A 17,672-nucleotide genomic window follows, 5' to 3' on the forward strand; every position below is an offset into this window, starting at 1 on the left:
TGGGCCGGGGACACCTCGGCCCGCCGCGCCACCAGGAAGCGGCCGAGTTCGCGGAGGTGAGGAGACGTCACGCGCCTCGTCGAAGCGCCGTTGCTCATCGGGTGCGGTCCCCGTCCGTGGTGGCGGGGCAGGGGGAGGTGCCGGCCGATGCGGCTCCCCCGTGCCGTCACCCGGCAACAACCCTCCTTCCGGGTTTGTTTCCGCCCCCGGGCCCCGCTCACCCGGTCGGCCCCGCACAGCGGTACGACGCCCGTCGTCCGGAGGACGCTCGGCGGCATCCCACGCCACTCGCCGTCCTGCTGTGGCCCCGGCGGGTCCGTTCCGGTCGCTCCGCCCGGTGCCCGGCGTCGGCACCGGGACACGCCCGCGGCAGGGAGGCGGAGGAGAGGGCCCGGGTCGGCGTGGGCGACCGACTCGCCCCGGTGGGAGCCAACCGCCCGCCGTCCCGTACCGATCCGTGTACCGGTGCGGGACAGCGGCCGTCGTGTCAGTGGAAGAAGTGCCGCGTCCCCGTGAAGTACATCGTCACGCCCGCCTTCCGGGCCGCCTCGACAACCTGCTCGTCGCGGACCGAGCCGCCGGGCTGCACCACGGCCTTCACGCCGGCCTCGGTGAGGATCTCCAGGCCGTCGGGGAAGGGGAAGAAGGCGTCCGAGGCGGCGAAGGAACCGGCGGCGCGCTCGGCCCCGGCCCGTTCGACGGCCAGCTTCGCCGAGTCGACGCGGTTGACCTGGCCCATGCCGACGCCGACGGAGGCGCCGTCCTTGGCGAGCAGGATCGCGTTGGACTTCACGGCGCGGCAGGCCCGCCAGGCGAAGGCGAGGTCGGCGAGTTCGGACGGGCTCAGCGCCTCACCGGTGGCCAGCGTCCAGTGGGCCGGGTCGTCGCCCTCGGCCTGGAGCCGGTCGGCGACCTGGAGGAGGACGCCGCCGTCGACCGGCTTGACCTCGACGGGGGCGGCCGGGGCGCCGGGGGCGCGCAGCACGCGGATGTTCTTCTTCCTGGTGAGGGCCTCGAGCGCGCCCTCCTCGTAGTCCGGGGCGACCACGACCTCGGTGAAGATCTCGGCGACCTGCTCGGCCATCTCCCTGGAGACCGGGCGGTTCACGGCGATCACCCCGCCGAACGCGGACAGCGGGTCGCAGGCGTGCGCCTTGCGGTGCGCCTCGGCCACGTCCGCGCCGGTCGCGATGCCGCACGGGTTGGCGTGCTTGATGATCGCGACGGCGGGCTCGTCGTGGTCGTAGGCGGCGCGCAGGGCGGCGTCGGTGTCCGTGTAGTTGTTGTAGGACATCTCCTTGCCGTGCAGCTGCTCGGCCTCGGCGAGTCCGCCCGTGCCGGAGACGTACAGGGCGGCCGGCTGGTGCGGGTTCTCGCCGTACCGCAGGGTGTCCTTGCGCTCCCAGGTGGCGCCGAGGAAGTCGGGGAACCGCGAGTCGTCGACGGGCGCGTAGTCGGAGGCGAACCAGCTCGCGACGGCGACGTCGTAGGCGGCCGTGTGCTGGAACGCCTCGGCGGCGAGCCGCTTGCGGCCGGCGAGGTCGAACCCGCCGTCGCGGACCGCGGCGAGGACGTCGCCGTAGCGGCCGGGGCTGGTCACCACGGCGACGGAGGGGTGGTTCTTGGCGGCGGCCCGCACCATCGACGGACCGCCGATGTCGATCTGCTCGACGCACTCGTCGGGCGTCGCGCCCGAGGCGACGGTCTCGCGGAACGGGTAGAGGTTGACGACGACCAGGTCGAACGGCTTTACACCCAGCTCGCCGAGCTGCTCCCGGTGGGAGTCCAGACGCAGGTCGGCGAGGATGCCGGCGTGCACCTTCGGGTGCAGGGTCTTGACCCGGCCGTCCAGGCACTCGGGGAAGCCGGTGAGCTCCTCGACCTTGGTGACGGGGACGCCCGCGGCGGCGATCCTCGCGGCGGTGGACCCGGTGGAGACGAGCTCCACCCCGGCCTCGTGCAGGCCGCGCGCGAGGTCTTCGAGGCCGGTCTTGTCGTAGACGGAGACGAGCGCCCGTCGGATGGCCCGCTTGTTGCTCTCGGCGGTCACTGGATAACTACCTTTCGTCCCTCAATGCGATAGCCGTTGCGGGCGAGCCGCCCCACGACCTCGACGAGCAGCCTTCGCTCGACGTCCTTGATGCGCTCGTGCAGAGCGCTCTCGTCGTCCTCGTCCCGGATCTCCACCACGCCCTGCGCGATGATCGGACCGGTGTCGACGCCGTCGTCGACGAAGTGGACGGTGCAGCCGGTGACCCGGACGCCGTACGCGAGCGCGTCCCGCACCCCGTGTGCCCCCGGAAAACTGGGCAGCAGCGCGGGGTGGGTGTTGACGAACCGCCCGCCGAAGCGGGCCAGGAACTCCTTGCCCACGATCTTCATGAACCCGGCGGACACCACGAGGTCGGGCGCGTGGGCGGCGACGGCCTCGGTGAGGGCCGCGTCCCACGCCTCCCGGCCCGGGTGGTCCTTCACCCGGCACACGAAGGTCGGCAGCCCGGCCCGCTCGGCCCGGGCCAGCCCCTCGATGCCCGGCCGGTCGGCACCCACGGCCACGACCTCGGCCCCGTACGCCCGCGCACCCGTGGCGTCGATCTCGTCGAGGAGCGCCTGGAGATTGGTACCGGATCCGGAGACCAGCACGACGAGACGCCTGGGGCGTTCGGCCACGGGCTCGGCAGCCACGGTGGGGCCCTTTCTCGGGGAGCGTCTGCACGGTCGACGGCACAGCGCTTTGTACATTCATACGAATGCTTCGGGCCCCCGGATACGGGGAAGCCTACGAAGCGGCCGACCGTCAGCAACGATACCGGCACACCGGGCGGCCCCCGCGGGACGGGGGCGTGGCCGGAAGGTAGCGTCTGGGAAGAGCTGATCCGGGAACGCACGGGGCCAGGGGAACGCCGCCCGCGCACCGAGCGTTCACGGAGAGACGGACCCGGGCCGGAGAGCCGACGGGCACGCTCCAGCTCAGCCGTAGTCGATACGCCGTGCGCGGCGCACGCGCCGCACCACGCCGTACTTCATTAAGGGGAAGACGCTCACTTGATGCCGGACCGCAGCCTGCGATTCCTCACGTTCCCCCAGCAGTCGCCGCAGGGAGGGGAGCGTGGCGCCGTGCTGCTGCGGGAGCGCCCCTCCTCACCGCCCGATGCGCCCCAGAGCGAGGGCAACGGCGACGACCGGCGCCGCGACTCCCGGGGCGGGCCGGGCTCCGAGGGCTCCCAGCAGGACAATCCCTTCGCGCCGCCGCCGGAGGGCACTCCCGACCAGCCGTGGCAGCCCCGCCACCCGTCCGGCGACGAGGGCGGCGACGGCTCCCGGGGCGAGGGCGGCCGCTCCCTGTGGGGCCGGCAGTGGAGCGACCGGCAGCCCGGCCGTTCCTCCGGCGGCTTCGGCGACCGCCCTCGCGGCCCCGAGGGCCAGGGCGGCGGATCGCAGGGCCCGTCCGGCATGCGCTGGGACCCCACGGACCCGGCACAGCGCCGGGCACGCTACGCCCTGCTGTCCGGCATGTGGGCCTTCTTCTTCGCCCTGTTCAGCTGGCCCTACGTCGCCCTGCTGCTGGGCTCCCTCGCCCTGTACTGGGGCATCAGCGCCCTGCGCGCCAAGCCCCGCTCCGGCGACCCGGACTCCCCGGCCCGCGAGCAGAAGGGGCGCCCGCAGACCACCGCCGCGGTCAGCGGCCTGGTCACGGCCTCGCTCGCGCTCGCCCTGGTGGCCGCCTCCTTCACGGCCCAGCTGGTCTACAGCGACTACTACACGTGCACCAACGACGCCCTCACCGAGGAGGCGAAGCAGTCCTGCAACGACCTCCTGCCGGACGAGCTGCGCGGCCTGCTGGGCATGGAGGAGTAGCGCCGGGCGGCACACGCTCGGTCCTTCCTCGTCTGGTCCTCCGGGGCGGACGGGCCCGGGCGGCCGGGAGTTCAGGCCTCCGGGGCGGACGGGCCCGGGGGGGCCGGGGGTTCAGGCCTCCGGGGCGGACGGGCCCGGCCGGCCGGGGGGTGACGGTGGCGGCGGGGGAACGACAAGCGGAAGGTCCCGGTCCGGCCCGGCCTCGTCCGCGCCCCGGGTGCGCTGCGGGTTCGGTTCATCCTGAGCACCGAGGCTCTTCTCCCATCGGTCCGGCCTGACCGCTTCCGCCGACCGGCTCACCCCGGGGGTTTCGTCCGGCCGGCCTGCCCCGGGCGCCTCGTCCGGCCTACCGGTCCCGGGCGCCTCGTCCGGCCTACCGGTCCCAGCCGGTTCGCCGTCGGTGCGGGTGCGGGTCGGGATCATCGCCGCGTTCTCCTCGTCGCCCAGGGGCGACGGACGGGGCGCGTCCGCCACGTACGGCAGGAGGACGGAGTCCTCCCACAGCCTCGCCTCCCAGTCCTTCTCCGACGCGGCGGCCTCCGACGCCGGAGTGCCCCCGGCCCTGGAGGAGGCGGACGGAGCGGAGGCCCACGGCATCCGGAACGTCCGAAGGCGGCCCGCGAGGGTCTCCTGCGGGGGCTCGGTCCGCGGTCGCCCGATCCTCGGTCCTCGCCGCTCCCTCTCCGTCCCCGCACCGCGCGGCGCGCGGCTCCGCCAGGCCCGTACCGTCAGCGCCGTCAGGACGCCCACCAGTCCGGTCCACACCAGCGCCGCTCCCCCTGCCTGCCACCAGACGGGGCCGAAGCGGGACAGCCGGGCCGCGCCCAGGGGGCCGCCCGCGAGGGCGGCGAGCAACGCCACCAGGACCGCGCACAGGGCCGCCGCGAGGAGGGCCGTGCCGGCCGTCCGACCCGGCGACCGGACCGGGGCCGCCGCATCCCGTGCGACGAACCATCCGGTCACCACCCCGGCGGCGAGCGGCACCACTCCGGTCGCCCAGTTCAGCGGCGTCCCGGCGCCCGGGTCCGGAACGGCCGCCAGCAGCGGGAACGGGGGCAACAGCGGGGCCGGGGCGGAGGAGAACGGCGTCACGACGGTACCCGCACCGAGCAGGAAGCCCGGCCCGAGAGCGTACGCCGCCGCCCACACGGCCGCGTTCGGCACCAGGGCGACGGCGAGCAGCAGCACCGCGAACCGGCCCGACCAGCCCTCCGTCAGCCGCAGGAGCGCCCCCTGCGTCTCCGGCCCGTGCCACGCCAGCGACACCGTCAGCAGCAGGACGCCGCCCGCCCCCAGCACGGCCGTCCCGGCACCGGCCGCCCGCGCGGCGACGCCGAGGCGCCCGTCCGGGCGGATGACGAGGTGGCGCACCCGCCGCGGGAACACCGCGCCGAGAGCCCGCGCCGGCGGCCCGCTCGGGCTGCCGTAGGCGGACCACACGCCCGCGCCCGCCGCCACCACTGCGACGAGCGGCACGGCCACACCCACCGACCCCCACGCCGGCCGTAGTCCACCGCCGCCGGCGTACACGGCGGCGGGCGCGGCGACGGCGAGGTAGCCGAGGACGACACCCGCCCACGCCGTCCGGCCGGGCACGAGCGGGGCGTCACCCTCCACCTGCCCGTCGGTCGCGTCCCGGGCCGCCCGGTGCAGCAGCCACACGGGCAGGGCCAGCAGCAGCAGCGGAGGCAGACCCATGGGGGCGGGGACCCCGGAAAGGGTGTCGGTGCGGACCAGTTCGGCCCCATGAGCGAGCAGCCACAGCGCCGCCGCGGTGTGCAGGGCACGGTCGGGGCCGCTGTCGGGGTAGGGCGAACTGATCCACAGCAGCATCACGAGCACGGCGAACGCGGCGAGCCCCAGCCCGGCCGCCAGGGCGCCGCCGAGCAGGCCCCCGGACAGTCCCGGCGAGCGGTCACGCAACCGGGTGAGCAGACGGGCCCGTGCCGACCGGCGAACAGTGGTGTGGATCACGCCCGCCATGCTCCCAACGACACGCACTTTTCCGTTGTAACAGGCGAAGCTCGGCTGTGTCGCTCAATATACGTTTATGTCATTTTTCGTACGGAGGGATGGCGACCCGTGCCGCGAAGTCCAGCCGCCCCACTACCCCCGCCCGAGGAACGCCGACGCCTGCGCGCATCAGGTGCGCTGACGCAGGCTCAGGTCGCCGCGCGCCTGCGCGTCAGCCGCGAGACGGTGCGGGCATGGGAGTCCGGTCGCACGGCACCGCGCGGCCGGAACCGGCAGGAGTACGCGAAACTGCTGGCCGAACTGGCCGAACTCGCCGACCCGGCCGAGCGGACGCGACCAAAAGCCCCTCCGGCGGCAGCGGCGGAAGCGACGGCTCTGGAGGTGTCAACCAGCACGCCTGCCGTTCATGCGGCGCCGGCTGCAACGGCTCCGGAGGCGTCAACCCCTGCGACCGCTGCACCGGCTCTGGAGGTCGTGACGACCTCTGCCACCCCCGCGGCTCCGAAGGCCGTGACGACCTCTGCCACCCCCGCGGCTCCGAAGGCCGGGACGGCCTCTGCCACCCCCGCGGCTCCGGCGGCCCCGGCGGCAGCCGAGCCCGGCGATGCCCGTCGGCCGGCCCGCCCGAAGGCCCGGATCGGCCGCCGCGGCAGAGGCGCGGAAGCCGACGGCGAAGCCGAGGGGGGCGGCGGCGGGGTGACGGTGTGTCCGCAGGAGCCGGAGGCACCCGTCCGCACGGCACCGGAACGGGCGCCGCGGCCGGAGCCTCCCTCCCGGCCTCCGAGGGAGCCCCGGCGGGGACAAAGGCCCCGGTCCGGAAGGGCCCCCGAATCGGCGCCGGTGCCCGGCCGGGGACCGGAACCCGACCGGCGACCGGAGCCCGGGCCCGACGCGGGAGCCGACAGCTGGACGGAGCCGCGCAGGACGCGGCGACCGGATGCCCGAGTCCTGCGGAACCCGGTGGTGGTGGAGCCCGACCCGGACCCCTCCAGGGAGACACCCCCGGGCACGGCCGCCCTGACGCCCGCTCAGGCCTTCGACGCCCTTTACGCCTTCTGCGCCCCCGCGCTGGTCCGCCAGACCTACCTGCTCACCGGGCGCCGCGAGCTGGCTCGCGAGTCGGTGGAACGCGCGTTCCAACTGGCCTGGGAACGCTGGCCCGAGGTGGCCCGTGACCGTGACCCGGCCGGCTGGGTGCGCGCCGCGGCGTACGAGTGGGCGCTCTCGCCCTGGCACCGGTTCCGGCCCCGCTACCGGCACCCCGAGCCGCCCCCCTCCGACACGGCGGACCGCGCCCTCATGGACGCCCTGCTGGCGCTGCCCGCTCCGCACCGCCGCACGCTCGTCCTCTACGACGGTGTCGGCCTCGACCTGCCGGAAACGGCGGCGGAGACGGAGGCGAGCACCCCCGCGACGGCCAACCGGCTGCTGCGCGCACGCGAGACCGTGGCGGAACGGCTGCCCGAACTGTCGGACCCGGGCACGCTGCACGAGCGGCTGACCGTGCTGGCCTCCGCGGAGCGGCTGCGGGCCGCCCAGCCTCCCGCGGTACGCAGCGGCAGTGAGCGCCGGGCCCGCTTCTGGACCCGCGCCGCCATCGCCTTCACGGTCGCCCTGATCGGCACCACGGCGCTGACCCTGCGCACCGCCCCCACCCACTACGAGCCCCCGGTGCCGCCCGGTGAGACGGTGCAGGGTGTCCCGCCGCGCGTGGCCCCGGGACCGCTGTCGGACAAGGAGCGGAAACTGCGCAGCAAGCTGCGCAAGGAGCTGCTGCCGGGGCCCGAACGGCTGGCCCCGCAGTCACGGTGACACCGGGCTTCCGTCAGGACCAACCGATGCGCGGAAACGACGGTGGGCCCGTCCCCCGAGGGGGACGGGCCCAGCCGTGTGTCCTGTGCCGGGTCAGCCGGCGAGGATCTCCCGGGCCAGCTTGGCGGTCTCGGTCGGCGTCTTGCCGACCTTGACGCCGGCGGCCTCGAGGGCCTCCTTCTTGGCCTGAGCGGTGCCGGAGGAACCGGAGACGATGGCGCCGGCGTGGCCCATGGTCTTGCCCTCGGGCGCGGTGAAGCCCGCGACGTAGCCGACGACCGGCTTGGTCACGTTGTCCTTGATGAAGGCCGCGGCCCGCTCCTCGGCGTCGCCGCCGATCTCACCGATCATGACGATCAGGTCGGTGTCGGGGTCGTCCTGGAACGCCTTCAGCGCGTCGATGTGGGTGGTGCCGATGATCGGGTCACCGCCGATGCCGACGCAGGTCGAGAAGCCGATGTCACGCAGCTCGTACATCATCTGGTACGTCAGCGTGCCGGACTTCGAGACCAGGCCGATGCGGCCCGGCTTGGTGATGTCGGCCGGGATGATGCCGGCGTTCGACTGGCCGGGCGTGATCAGGCCGGGGCAGTTCGGGCCGATGATGCGGGTCTTGTTGCCCTTCTTGCCGGCGTACGCCCAGAAGGCGGCGGTGTCGTGGACCGCGACGCCCTCGGTGATGACCACCGCGAGCGGGATCTCGGCGTCGATCGCCTCGATGACCGCGTCCTTGGTGAACTTCTCCGGGACGAAGATGACCGTCACGTCGGCGCCGGTCTTCTCGATGGCGTCCTTGACGGTGCCGAAGACCGGTACCTCGGTGCCGTCGAAGTCGACGCTGGTGCCGGCCTTGCGGGGGTTCACACCGCCGACGATGTTGGTGCCCGACGCCAGCATGCGCTTGGTGTGCTTCTGGCCCTCGGAGCCGGTCATGCCCTGGACGATGACCTTGGATTCCTTGGTGAGGAAGATAGCCATGGTGTTCTGTGACCTCGTCCCTTACTTCGCGGCAGCAGCCAGCTCGGCGGCCTTGTCGGCCGCGCCGTCCATGGTGTCCACGCGCTGCACGAGCGGGTGGTTGCGGTCGTCGAGGATCTTCCGACCGAGCTCGGCGTTGTTGCCGTCGAGACGGACGACCAGCGGCTTGGTGACCTCTTCGCCCTTGCCCTCGAGGAGCTCCAGCGCCTGCACGATGCCGTTGGCGACGGCGTCGCAGGCGGTGATGCCGCCGAAGACGTTGACGAAGACGGACTTGACGTCCGGGTCGCCGAGGATGATCTCCAGGCCGTTGGCCATGACCTCGGCGGAGGCACCGCCGCCGATGTCGAGGAAGTTGGCGGGCTTGACGCCCTTGTGGGCTTCACCGGCGTAGGCCACGACGTCCAGGGTGCTCATCACGAGACCCGCGCCGTTGCCGATGATGCCGACCTCGCCGTCGAGCTTGACGTAGTTGAGGTTCTTCTCCTTGGCGGCGGCCTCGAGCGGGTCGGCGGCGGCCTTGTCCTGGAGAGCCTCGAAGTCGGGGTGACGGAACTCGGCGTTGTCGTCCAGCGACACCTTGCCGTCGAGGGCGATGACCTGGCCGGAGGCGACCTTGGCCAGCGGGTTCACCTCGACCAGGAGGGCGTCCTCCTTGATGAAGACGTCCCACAGGGTCACCAGGACGTCGGCGACCTGGTCCGCGACCTCGGCCGGGAACTTCGCGGCGGCCGCGATCTCCTGGGCCTTGGCCTTGTCCACGCCGTCGATGGCGTCGATCGCGATCTTGGCGACGGCCTCGGGGCGGCTGGCCGCGACCTCCTCGATGTCCATGCCGCCCTCGACGGAGGCGATGGACAGGAAGGTGCGGTTGGCACGGTCGAGGAGGAAGGAGACGTAGTACTCCTCGACGATCTCCGGAGCGGTCTCGGCGATCATCACCTTGTGGACCGTGTGGCCCTTGATGTCCATGCCGAGAATGTCCGTCGCGCGGGCGACGGCCTCGTCTGGGGTGGCGGCCAGCTTGACGCCACCGGCCTTGCCTCGACCACCGACCTTCACCTGGGCCTTGACGACCGACTTGCCGCCCAGACGCTCGGTGATCTCGCGCGCCGCCTCAGGCGTGTCGATGACTTCACCGGCCAGCACCGGTACACCGTGCTTGGCGAAGAGGTCCCTCGCCTGGTACTCGAACAGGTCCACGCGCTTCCGTCCCTATCAGTGATCTCGCGGTTCGTTGGATGCGTGGGCGTGCCGCGAAGGGCAACGTGACGTCCGCTCTGTCACAAGGGAGGCGCACACGGTGACCGAGCGCGCGGCATGTCCGCCTCGCAGGTTATCCCCGCTTCCCTGGCCACCCTAAATCGCGGGTCACACGTGAGCGGTGATACCTGTCACATGATGCCATTCTGTACGGCACGCCGTGCCGCCGCCGGGGGGGCCTCACCGGGCTGGGGTTGACCCGGTGAGGCCCGCTGTACAGCCCGGAGGGAGCGGTGGACCCCCCGTCCTCCGGGTTGCCGGGGAGTGGGCCCCCACCCCAATGGGAACCGCTCTCCCCGTCCGGGGGACTCCGGCCGGACGGTTCCGATGGCTTCGGCCGTCCGGGACCCGATGCCCCGCGGAGCTCTTTGTTACCCGAAAGTCAGGTCTCTGCCGCACGAGGGGTCGGCGCAGCCTGGCGGCAACGGCGGCCTTTGGCCAGGCGAAACCGGAATGTCCCGGCACCGCGCGCCCCTGCCGACCACCCGGCCGCTCCCGCGGGGCCCGGCCGGCCACCTCTGCGGACGACGGGCGTGCACGACGGCACGGCGCGGGCGCCGCCCGGACGCGGTGGACCGTGATCCGCGGCGCGGACCTGGCGCGACGGCCCCGCAGGACCCCGGCCGGGGCCCGCTGGCTGCTGACCGGCCGACGGGGGGCGCGCGGCGGCGTCCAGGGGGCGCCGGCGTGCTCCGTCACCCCTGGCGGGGATCCGGAACGTGTACGGGGCGGTCACCCCGGTCTCAGACGGTTTCCGGCGTTCGGCACCGCCGCGGACGCACCCGGTGACCGGCGCTCCGGCCCGCCACGCGCCGCCTACTGGTTCTCTGCGCCGTCACCCAACCCGGACCCCGTCGGACGGACGCGGGCGTCGGGCGGGCGGCCGGCGGTGGGGTGGCGGGCAGCGGGTGGTGAGTGGCGGGTGGCGGGCTGGGCCGGCGGTGGGATGGCGGGCGGCGGGCAGCCGACGGTGAGTGGCGGGTGGCGGGCTGGGACCGGCGGCCGTCGGAGGGGCCGCGCGCGCCAGGCAGCGACCGGGTGGCGGGCTTCGGTCGCCGGCCCGGCGGCCGTCGGACGGGCGAAGACGTCAGGCGGGCGGTCGTCCCCGGTCCGGCGTGCCGGCCGGGTCGGGTATCGGCAGCGGCCGCTTCTCGATCGCCGCCGCCATCACCTCCGGGAACAGATCCGGTGTGCACGCGAAGGCCGGTGCGCCGAGCGCGGCGAGGGCTGCCGCGTGCTCGCGGTCGTAGGCGGGCGCCCCTTCGTCGGACAGCGCGAGCAGGGCCACGAACTGCACCCCCGACGCCTTCATCGCTGCCACCCGCTTCAGCATCTCGTCGCGTATCCCGCCCTCGTAGAGGTCGCTGATGAGCACCACCACCGTCTCCGCGGGCCGGGTGATGCGCGACTGGCAGTACGCCAGGGCGCGGTTGATGTCCGTACCGCCGCCCAGCCGGGTGCCGAACAGCACGTCGACGGGGTCGTCCAGCTGGTCGGTGAGGTCGGCGACCGCCGTGTCGAAGACGACCAGGCGGGTGTCGAGGGACCGCATGGAGGCGAGGACCGCGCCGAACACCGACGCGTGGACGACGGACGCCGCCATCGACCCCGACTGGTCGACGCAGAGGACGATCTCCTTGCGCACCGACCGCGCGGCACGGCCGTGGCCGACGAGCCGGTCGGGCACCACCGTCCCGTACTCCGGCAGGTAGTGCTTCAGGTTCGCGGCGATCGTGCGGTGCCAGTCGATGTCGTGGTGACGCGGCCGCCGGACACGGGCGCTGCGGTCGAGCGCACCGGTCAGCGTGGCGCGGGTGCGGACCGCGAGCCTCTTCTCCAGGTCGTCGACGACCTTGCGGACCACCGCCCGGGCCGTCTCCCTGGTGGTCTCCGGCATGGCCTTCTCGAGCGACAGCAGGGTGCCGACGAGGTGCACGTCGGCCTCGACCGCCTCCAGCATCTCCGGTTCCAGCAGGAGGCTCGCGAGGCCCAGCCGGTCCATGGCGTCGCGCTGCATGACCTGGACGACCGGGGCGGGGAAGTAGGTGCGGATGTCGCCGAGCCAGCGGGCCACCGACGGCGCCGAGGCCCCGAGTCCCGCCGACCGGTCCTGCCCCGTCGGCGGCCGGTCGCCCTTGCCGTAGAGGGCGGCGAGCGCGCCGTCGATCGCCGAGTCCCGCCCGGACAGCGCGCATTCCGTGCCGTCCGCCGCGTCCCCGCCGAGCACCAGCCGCCACCGCCGCAGCCGCTCCCGCGCCGGGTCGGCCGGTTCCACCACCGGCATGCGCCCCTCCCCCGCTTCCCGCTCTGCCGTCCGCCGGCCGTTCGTCATGCCGTCACCCCCTCCGGCCCGGTGCGGGCCACCGCACCGTCTTCCTCCCGCCCCAGCAGCAGCCGTACGACGGGGAGCACGGCGTCGGCCCGCCCGGTGTCGAGGCCGGGTGTGCCGGGGCCGGTGACCGGCGTGCGCCCCGGTGCCCCCGGCCCGCGCCGGACCAGTTCCCCGAGGGTGCGGCGCACCCCCGGCTCGTACTCCGAGAACGTCCGTCTCAGCAGCGGCAGCACGTCGGTGAACGCCTCCGCCGGGACACCGGCCAGCCAGGTGTCGACCAGTGCGCGGAGCCGCTCGTCGTGCAGCAGGAGCATTCCGCCGCCGGAACCGCCGCCCAGGAAGCCCTCGATCCACGCGGCGGCGTCGGCCGGTGCCGTCCCCGGGGACAGCACGAGCCCCATGAGCCGCGCCGCCTCGTCGGGCACCAGGGCGCCGCCGTCCAGCAGCAGGCGTACCGCCCGCCCGCGGATGACGCCGGGCACGGTGTCCCGGCCGGACAGCGTCCGCAGCACCGCCTGCCAGCGTGTCCGCAGGGTGCCGTGGCCGCCCGGCGCGGAGGAGTCACCGAGCAGCCCCAGCGCCGTGTGCACCGCGTCGAGGTGACCGCGCATCTCCTGCGCCGCGTCGGCGTCCAGCGCGGCGCACGCCGGGGGCAGTCCGACGAAGACGCGCTCGGCCAGGCCGGTGGCGACGCCGGCCAGTGCCGCCGCGTCCGTGCCCCGTACGTCGCCGTAGCGCAGCGCACGCACGAGGGCCGGCAGCGCCTGGGCGAGGTGACCGACGTCGGTGTCGAGGGCGGCGCGGTCCGCGAGGACCCGCATCACCGTCGGCAGCGCGTCCGGCAGTCCGGCGAGCAGGCACTGCTCGGCGAGACCGGTGACCTCGGCGAGACCGCGCGCGGCGATCGCGTCGGCCTCCGCCCTGGCGGTCGCGGCACCGAGCACGGTCGTCCCCCACACGCCCGCCTCGGCGACCCGCACGGACAGCTCGGGCTCCCAGCGCAGCCGCCAGGTCTCCCGGAAGGTGCCGGTGCTGCCCCGCGAGGCCGCCGGTTCGCCCCAGCGGACGCCGAGCAGGCGCAGCCGGTGCAGCAGTCTGCTGCGGCCCGCGTCGGTGTCCTTGCGCAGGTCGAGTTCCACCTCCCGCTCGGCCGCCTCCGGTTTCAGCCGCAGCCGTCGCTGAGTCCGCGTCAAGTCGCGTTGCAACGGCACCGCGGGCGCGTCCGCCGGAACCTCGCCCAGCACGTCCCCGACGACCAGCCGGTCGTGCACCAGGGCCAGCGGTACGTCGGAACCGTCGCAGAGAACGGCCCGCACGGCGTCGGTGGTCTCGCCCAGCCCGGCCAGCGGGCGTCCGCGCATCGCGGCCAGCGTCTCCGCCAGGCGCACGGCCTCGATGACATGGGCGGCGGAGACGATCCGGTCCTCGGCCCGCAGCAGACCCGCCACCTTGGTCATCCAGCGCTCGACCGGCCGGTCCGGTGCGGCGAACAGGTGCCCGTACCAGCCCGGCGAGTCGATGCCCGCGCCGTAGCCGCTGCTCCGGGACAGCCTGCGGTGGGTCCAGGGGACCCAGGTGACGTCCGTCCGTACCCGGGGCAGTCCCCTCACCAGGGCCCGGTCGGCGGCGACGGTCGTCCTCCGGCGCAGCGCGGGCACGTGCCAGGCCCCGCACACCACGGCAACGCGCTCCCCGGCCTCCCGCCGGGCCGCCCGGATCGCCAGCCGCATGTGAGCCTCGCGCAGCAGGTCCCGGTGGTGTCCGCCGCTGCCGTAGGTGTCCCGGAGGGCCGTCATGGCCTCCTCCAGCGCGGTGAACGGTGCCAGGGCATCCCCCTTGTCCCCGCCTCGGTGCTCGACGACGTCCTCCCACCAGCGTTCGGCGTCGTCGTGGCCGGCGGTGCGGGCCAGCACGCCCAGGGGGTCGATCCGTATCGCGTCCCCCGGGCCGTCGGCTTCCCCCGGGCCGTCGGCTTCCCCCGGACCATCGGCTTCCCCCGGACCATCGGCTTCCCCCGGACCATCGGCTTCCCCCGGACCGTCGGCTTCCCCCGGGCCGTCGGCCCCGCCCGGTCCGTCCGCATCTTCCCTCCCGTCCCGGTCGGTGTCCCCCGCGTCCTCGGCGTCGTCGTCCTCCCACGCCAGGGTGTGGGCGGCGGGCAGGTCGATGAAGCGGGCCGGGATCCCGTGGTCGAGGGCCCACCGCAGGGCGACCCATTCCGGGGAGAACTCCGCCATCGGCCAGAACGCCGAACGTCCCGGCTCGTCCACAGCATGGGCGAGCAGCGCGACCGGCGGTCGCATGTCCGTCCCGGCGGCCAGCGGGACCAGCGGGTCCGCCTCGGGTGGCCCCTCGATCAGCACGACTGCGGGCCGGGCCGCCTCCAGGGCCGCCCGTACCGCCCGCGCCGATCCCGGGCCGTGGTGCCGGACGCCGAGCAGCAGCGGCCCCACCGCCGGCCACCCGGGCTCCGGCAGGCCCTCGTTCGTCACGTCGGCCGTTTCACCGCTCGTCCCACCAGTCGTCCCACTGGCCGTCATGCCTTCCGCCATGTCGTCCCCCTCCTGCCCGGACCCGGCGGGCCGGGCGGACCGGACGGACCCGGTGGGTGCTCCGGCCGGTGCCGCGGCGTCGGCGGCCCGCCGCTCACGCGCCGGCCTCCCGGCAGGCGCGGTAGAAGTCCTGCCAGCCGTCGCGTCCGCGGACCACGGTCTCGAGATACTCCTGCCAGACGACCCGGTCCGCCGCGGGATCGCGCACGATTGCGCCGAGCAGGCCCGCCGCCACATCCCCGGCCCTCAGCACCCCGTCGCCGAAGTGGGCGGCGAGGGCCAGCCCGTTGGTGACGACCGAGATGGCCTCCGCCGTCGACAGCGTGCCGCTGGGGGACTTGAGCTTCGTGCGGCCGTCGGCCGTGACTCCGCCGCGCAGCTCGCGGAAGACGGTGACGACCCGGCGGATCTCGTCGATGCCGTCGGGCAGTACCGGCAGGTCGAGGGAGCGCCCGATCTGGTCCACCCGCCGGGCGACGATGCCGACCTCCTCCTCGGGCGTGTCCGGCAGTGGCAGGACGACGGTGTTGAACCGGCGGCGCAGGGCGCTGGAGAGGTCGTTGACCCCGCGGTCGCGGTCGTTGGCCGTGGCGATGAGGTTGAAGCCGCGGACCGCCTGCACCTCCTCGCCCAGCTCCGGCACCGGCAGCGTCTTCTCGGACAGGATCGTGATGAGCGTGTCCTGCACATCGGCCGGTATGCGGGTCAGTTCCTCGACCCGGACGGTCATCCCCTGCGTCATCGCCCGCATCACCGGACTGGGCACGAGGGCGTCACGGCTGGGGCCTTGGGCGAGCAGCCGGGCGTAGTTCCAGCCGTAGCGGATGGCCTCCTCGGGGGTGCCGGCGGTGCCCTGGACGAGCAGGGTCGAATCACCGCTGACCGCCGCGGCCAGGTGCTCGGACACCCAGGTCTTCGCCGTGCCGGGCACACCCAGGAGCAGCAGGGCCCGGTCGGTGGCGAGGGTGGTGACCGCGACCTCGACGATGCGCCGCGGGCCCACGTACTTGGGGGTGATCACCGTGCCGTCGGGCAGGGTGCCGCCGAGGAGGTAGGTTGCGACGGCCCACGGCGAGAGCTTCCAGTTGGCCGGCCTGGGACGGTCGTCCTGGGCGGCCAGCGCGGCGAGTTCCGCGGCGAAGGCGTCCTCGGCGTGCGGCCGCAGCACCGGCGCGGCGGCATCGGCCGGCGGCGCGGGAACGGGCGCCGGGGCAGAGGGGAACGGGGCCCGCGAGGCGTCGGCGCCCACCGGCACGGAGCCGTTACGGCGCGGGGCGTCGGACGTCGGTTCAACGGGTACGGACATGGCTGAGTCGTCCCCCTCCAGCTCGGCCGGTTCGGATCTGGTTCCACCGTGCACCACACCACTGACAATCGGCTCGGCCTGTGGAAAACCTCCGTCGGGGCGGTTGTCAGTGGCGGCGCATACCGTCGGAGACATGAGTCAGCAGGGGGCGCTCCCGACCGCTGATCAGGTGTCGGCACTGGCGCCTGACCGGGCGTCAAGGGTGGCGGGAAGCGAACTGGCCGTGCCCGGCGCGTGGTCGGACACGGGATGGTCGGACGACGGTGTGGTGTGGGGGCTGTGCGTGGGCGGCGGCCCCCAACCCCACCGGACGGTCGTCGACGTCGCGGATGCGTGGTCCCCGGGCAGGTCGGCTCCCGGGTCCGCCGGGCCCGCGTACGAGTGCAGTTGCCCGAGCGGCACGACCCCGTGCGCGCACGCGCTGGGGCTGCTCCTGCTCCGGTCCGCCGAGGACGCGTCGGTCCGGCGGGCCGAGGCGCCGGGGTGGGCCGCGCGCTGGGCGGCGGACCGGCGCGGCCGGGCCGGCCGTGGGCGGGATGCGGGGCACGGGGAGGCACCGGAGGCCGTGCCGGGACCGGCCGATCCGGAGGCGGCGCGGCGCAGGGCGGAGCGCCGGGCCGAGCGCGTCACCGCGGGCGCCACGGAACTGGAGCAGCGCCTGGCGGACCTGCTGCGCGGCGGCCTGGCCGCGGCGGAGCAGGCCGGGTACTCCCTGTGGGAGGAGACGGCGGCCCGCATGGTCGACGCCCAGGCGCCGGGACTGGCCGCGCGGGTCCGGGAGTTGGGGACGATCCCGGGCACCGGCCCGGACTGGCCGGTGCGACTGCTGCAGGAGTGCGCGCTGCTCCACCTCCTCGTCCGAGGCTGGCTGCGGCGCGAGCGGCTGCCCGCGGACCTCGCGACGACGGTCCGCTCCCGTGTCGGCCTGCCCGCGTCGGCCGTGGGCCCGCCGGTGCGCGACCGCTGGCTGGTCCTCGCCCAGTACGACACGGCTGACGCCCGTCTGACGACCCGCCGGATCTGGCTGTACGGCACGGAGTCGGAACGCACGGCACTGCACCTCTCCTACGGTGCGGCGGGCCGCGTGCCGGAGCCGGCGCTGCCGGTGGGCCTGGCGGTGGACGCGGAACTGGCCGCCTACCCGGGCGCGGGGCAGGTGCGCGCCGCGCTCCGGGAGCGGTTCGGATCCCCCACGCCGACGACGGTGCGGCCCGCGGGCACGTCCACGGCCGGGGCGGTCCGCCGCTACGGCGAGGCGCTGCGCGAGGATCCCTGGCTGGACAGCGTTCCGGTCACGCTGGACCGGGTCGTTCCGGCCCCGGACGGCGGGCGCTGGCAACTCACGGACGCCGACGCCGGCACGGCCCTGCCGCTCACGCCGACGGCCCGGTCCGGGCTGTGGCGCCTGGTGGCTCTGTCCGGCGGGGCGCCGGTGCGTGTCTTCGGCGAGTACGGCCACCGGGGATTCACCCCTTTGGCGGCATGGCCCGAAGGACCCGGTGAGGTGGTGCCCCTGTGCTGAACCGGCTCGACCGCTCCGTTCACTCCTGTCCCCCGCACCTCATGCATGGCACGGGCCTCACGGGACACCCGATGC

The 17,672-nt window shown here is 74.6% G+C and carries 11 protein-coding genes and 1 pseudogene; 4 read left to right on the plus strand and 8 right to left on the minus strand.

Going from position 1 to position 17,672, the window contains the following annotated elements; translation table 11 throughout:
* Positions 1-487 precede the first annotated feature (487 nt).
* Together purH and purN are read right to left on the minus strand one after the other, a co-directional pair.
* Positions 488-2,050 carry a bifunctional phosphoribosylaminoimidazolecarboxamide formyltransferase/IMP cyclohydrolase gene (purH, locus tag ACIRPP_RS04425; protein ID WP_403637929.1) on the minus strand — a complete coding sequence of 521 codons (1,563 nt, stop codon included), beginning with the start codon at positions 2,048-2,050 and terminating at the stop codon, positions 488-490.
* Positions 2,047-2,685, minus strand: coding sequence for a phosphoribosylglycinamide formyltransferase (purN, locus tag ACIRPP_RS04430; RefSeq protein WP_403637931.1), 639 nt, complete (start codon positions 2,683-2,685; stop codon positions 2,047-2,049). The genes purH and purN overlap by 4 nt, the downstream gene beginning before the upstream one ends.
* 363 nt (positions 2,686-3,048) lie before the next feature.
* On the opposite strand from purN, the gene ACIRPP_RS04435 reads away from it, so the two are divergent.
* Positions 3,049-3,858 (plus strand): hypothetical protein, encoded by an 810-nt coding sequence (locus tag ACIRPP_RS04435; RefSeq protein WP_192233058.1) that lies wholly within the window; start codon positions 3,049-3,051, stop codon positions 3,856-3,858.
* A gap of 111 nt (positions 3,859-3,969) precedes the next feature.
* Here the strand turns inward: ACIRPP_RS04435 and ACIRPP_RS04440 are convergent, their stop codons facing one another.
* Positions 3,970-5,841 (minus strand): DUF6350 family protein, encoded by a 1,872-nt coding sequence (locus tag ACIRPP_RS04440; protein ID WP_403638338.1) that lies wholly within the window; start codon positions 5,839-5,841, stop codon positions 3,970-3,972.
* Positions 5,842-5,940: 99 nt separating this feature from the next.
* Here ACIRPP_RS04440 and ACIRPP_RS04445 point away from each other — a divergent pair.
* Positions 5,941-6,066, plus strand: a pseudogene (locus ACIRPP_RS04445) (RNA polymerase subunit sigma-24); the annotation flags it as partial.
* A gap of 729 nt (positions 6,067-6,795) precedes the next feature.
* A complete protein-coding gene (locus ACIRPP_RS04450) occupies positions 6,796-7,644 on the plus strand; it encodes an RNA polymerase subunit sigma-70 (protein ID WP_403638339.1) in 849 nt (282 codons plus the stop codon).
* A gap of 93 nt (positions 7,645-7,737) precedes the next feature.
* Here ACIRPP_RS04450 and sucD read toward each other — a convergent pair whose 3' ends face one another.
* The 5 genes from sucD to ACIRPP_RS04475 all read right to left on the minus strand — a co-directional run bounded on the left by sucD (position 7,738) and on the right by ACIRPP_RS04475 (position 16,075).
* Positions 7,738-8,622 (minus strand): succinate--CoA ligase subunit alpha, encoded by an 885-nt coding sequence (gene sucD, locus ACIRPP_RS04455; protein WP_403637932.1) that lies wholly within the window; start codon positions 8,620-8,622, stop codon positions 7,738-7,740.
* A gap of 21 nt (positions 8,623-8,643) precedes the next feature.
* Positions 8,644-9,825: an ADP-forming succinate--CoA ligase subunit beta gene (gene sucC, locus ACIRPP_RS04460; protein WP_403637933.1), complete on the minus strand. Its 1,182-nt coding sequence runs from the start codon at positions 9,823-9,825 to the stop codon at positions 8,644-8,646.
* 1,147 nt (positions 9,826-10,972) lie between these two features.
* Positions 10,973-12,169, minus strand: coding sequence for a VWA domain-containing protein (locus ACIRPP_RS04465; RefSeq protein WP_403637935.1), 1,197 nt, complete (start codon positions 12,167-12,169; stop codon positions 10,973-10,975).
* A gap of 44 nt (positions 12,170-12,213) precedes the next feature.
* Positions 12,214-14,757 (minus strand): DUF5682 family protein, encoded by a 2,544-nt coding sequence (locus tag ACIRPP_RS04470; protein WP_403638341.1) that lies wholly within the window; start codon positions 14,755-14,757, stop codon positions 12,214-12,216.
* A gap of 106 nt (positions 14,758-14,863) precedes the next feature.
* A complete protein-coding gene (locus tag ACIRPP_RS04475) occupies positions 14,864-16,075 on the minus strand; it encodes an AAA family ATPase (protein ID WP_403637937.1) in 1,212 nt (403 codons plus the stop codon).
* A 133-nt stretch (positions 16,076-16,208) separates the two neighbouring features.
* Between ACIRPP_RS04475 and ACIRPP_RS04480 the strand changes: the two genes are divergently transcribed.
* Positions 16,209-17,597, plus strand: coding sequence for an SWIM zinc finger family protein (locus tag ACIRPP_RS04480; RefSeq protein WP_403637939.1), 1,389 nt, complete (start codon positions 16,209-16,211; stop codon positions 17,595-17,597).
* Positions 17,598-17,672: the final 75 nt, after the last annotated feature.

The organism is Streptomyces sp. NPDC101219, from assembly GCF_044767675.1.
In the GTDB taxonomy this organism is placed as follows: Bacteria; Actinomycetota; Actinomycetes; order Streptomycetales; family Streptomycetaceae; genus Streptomyces.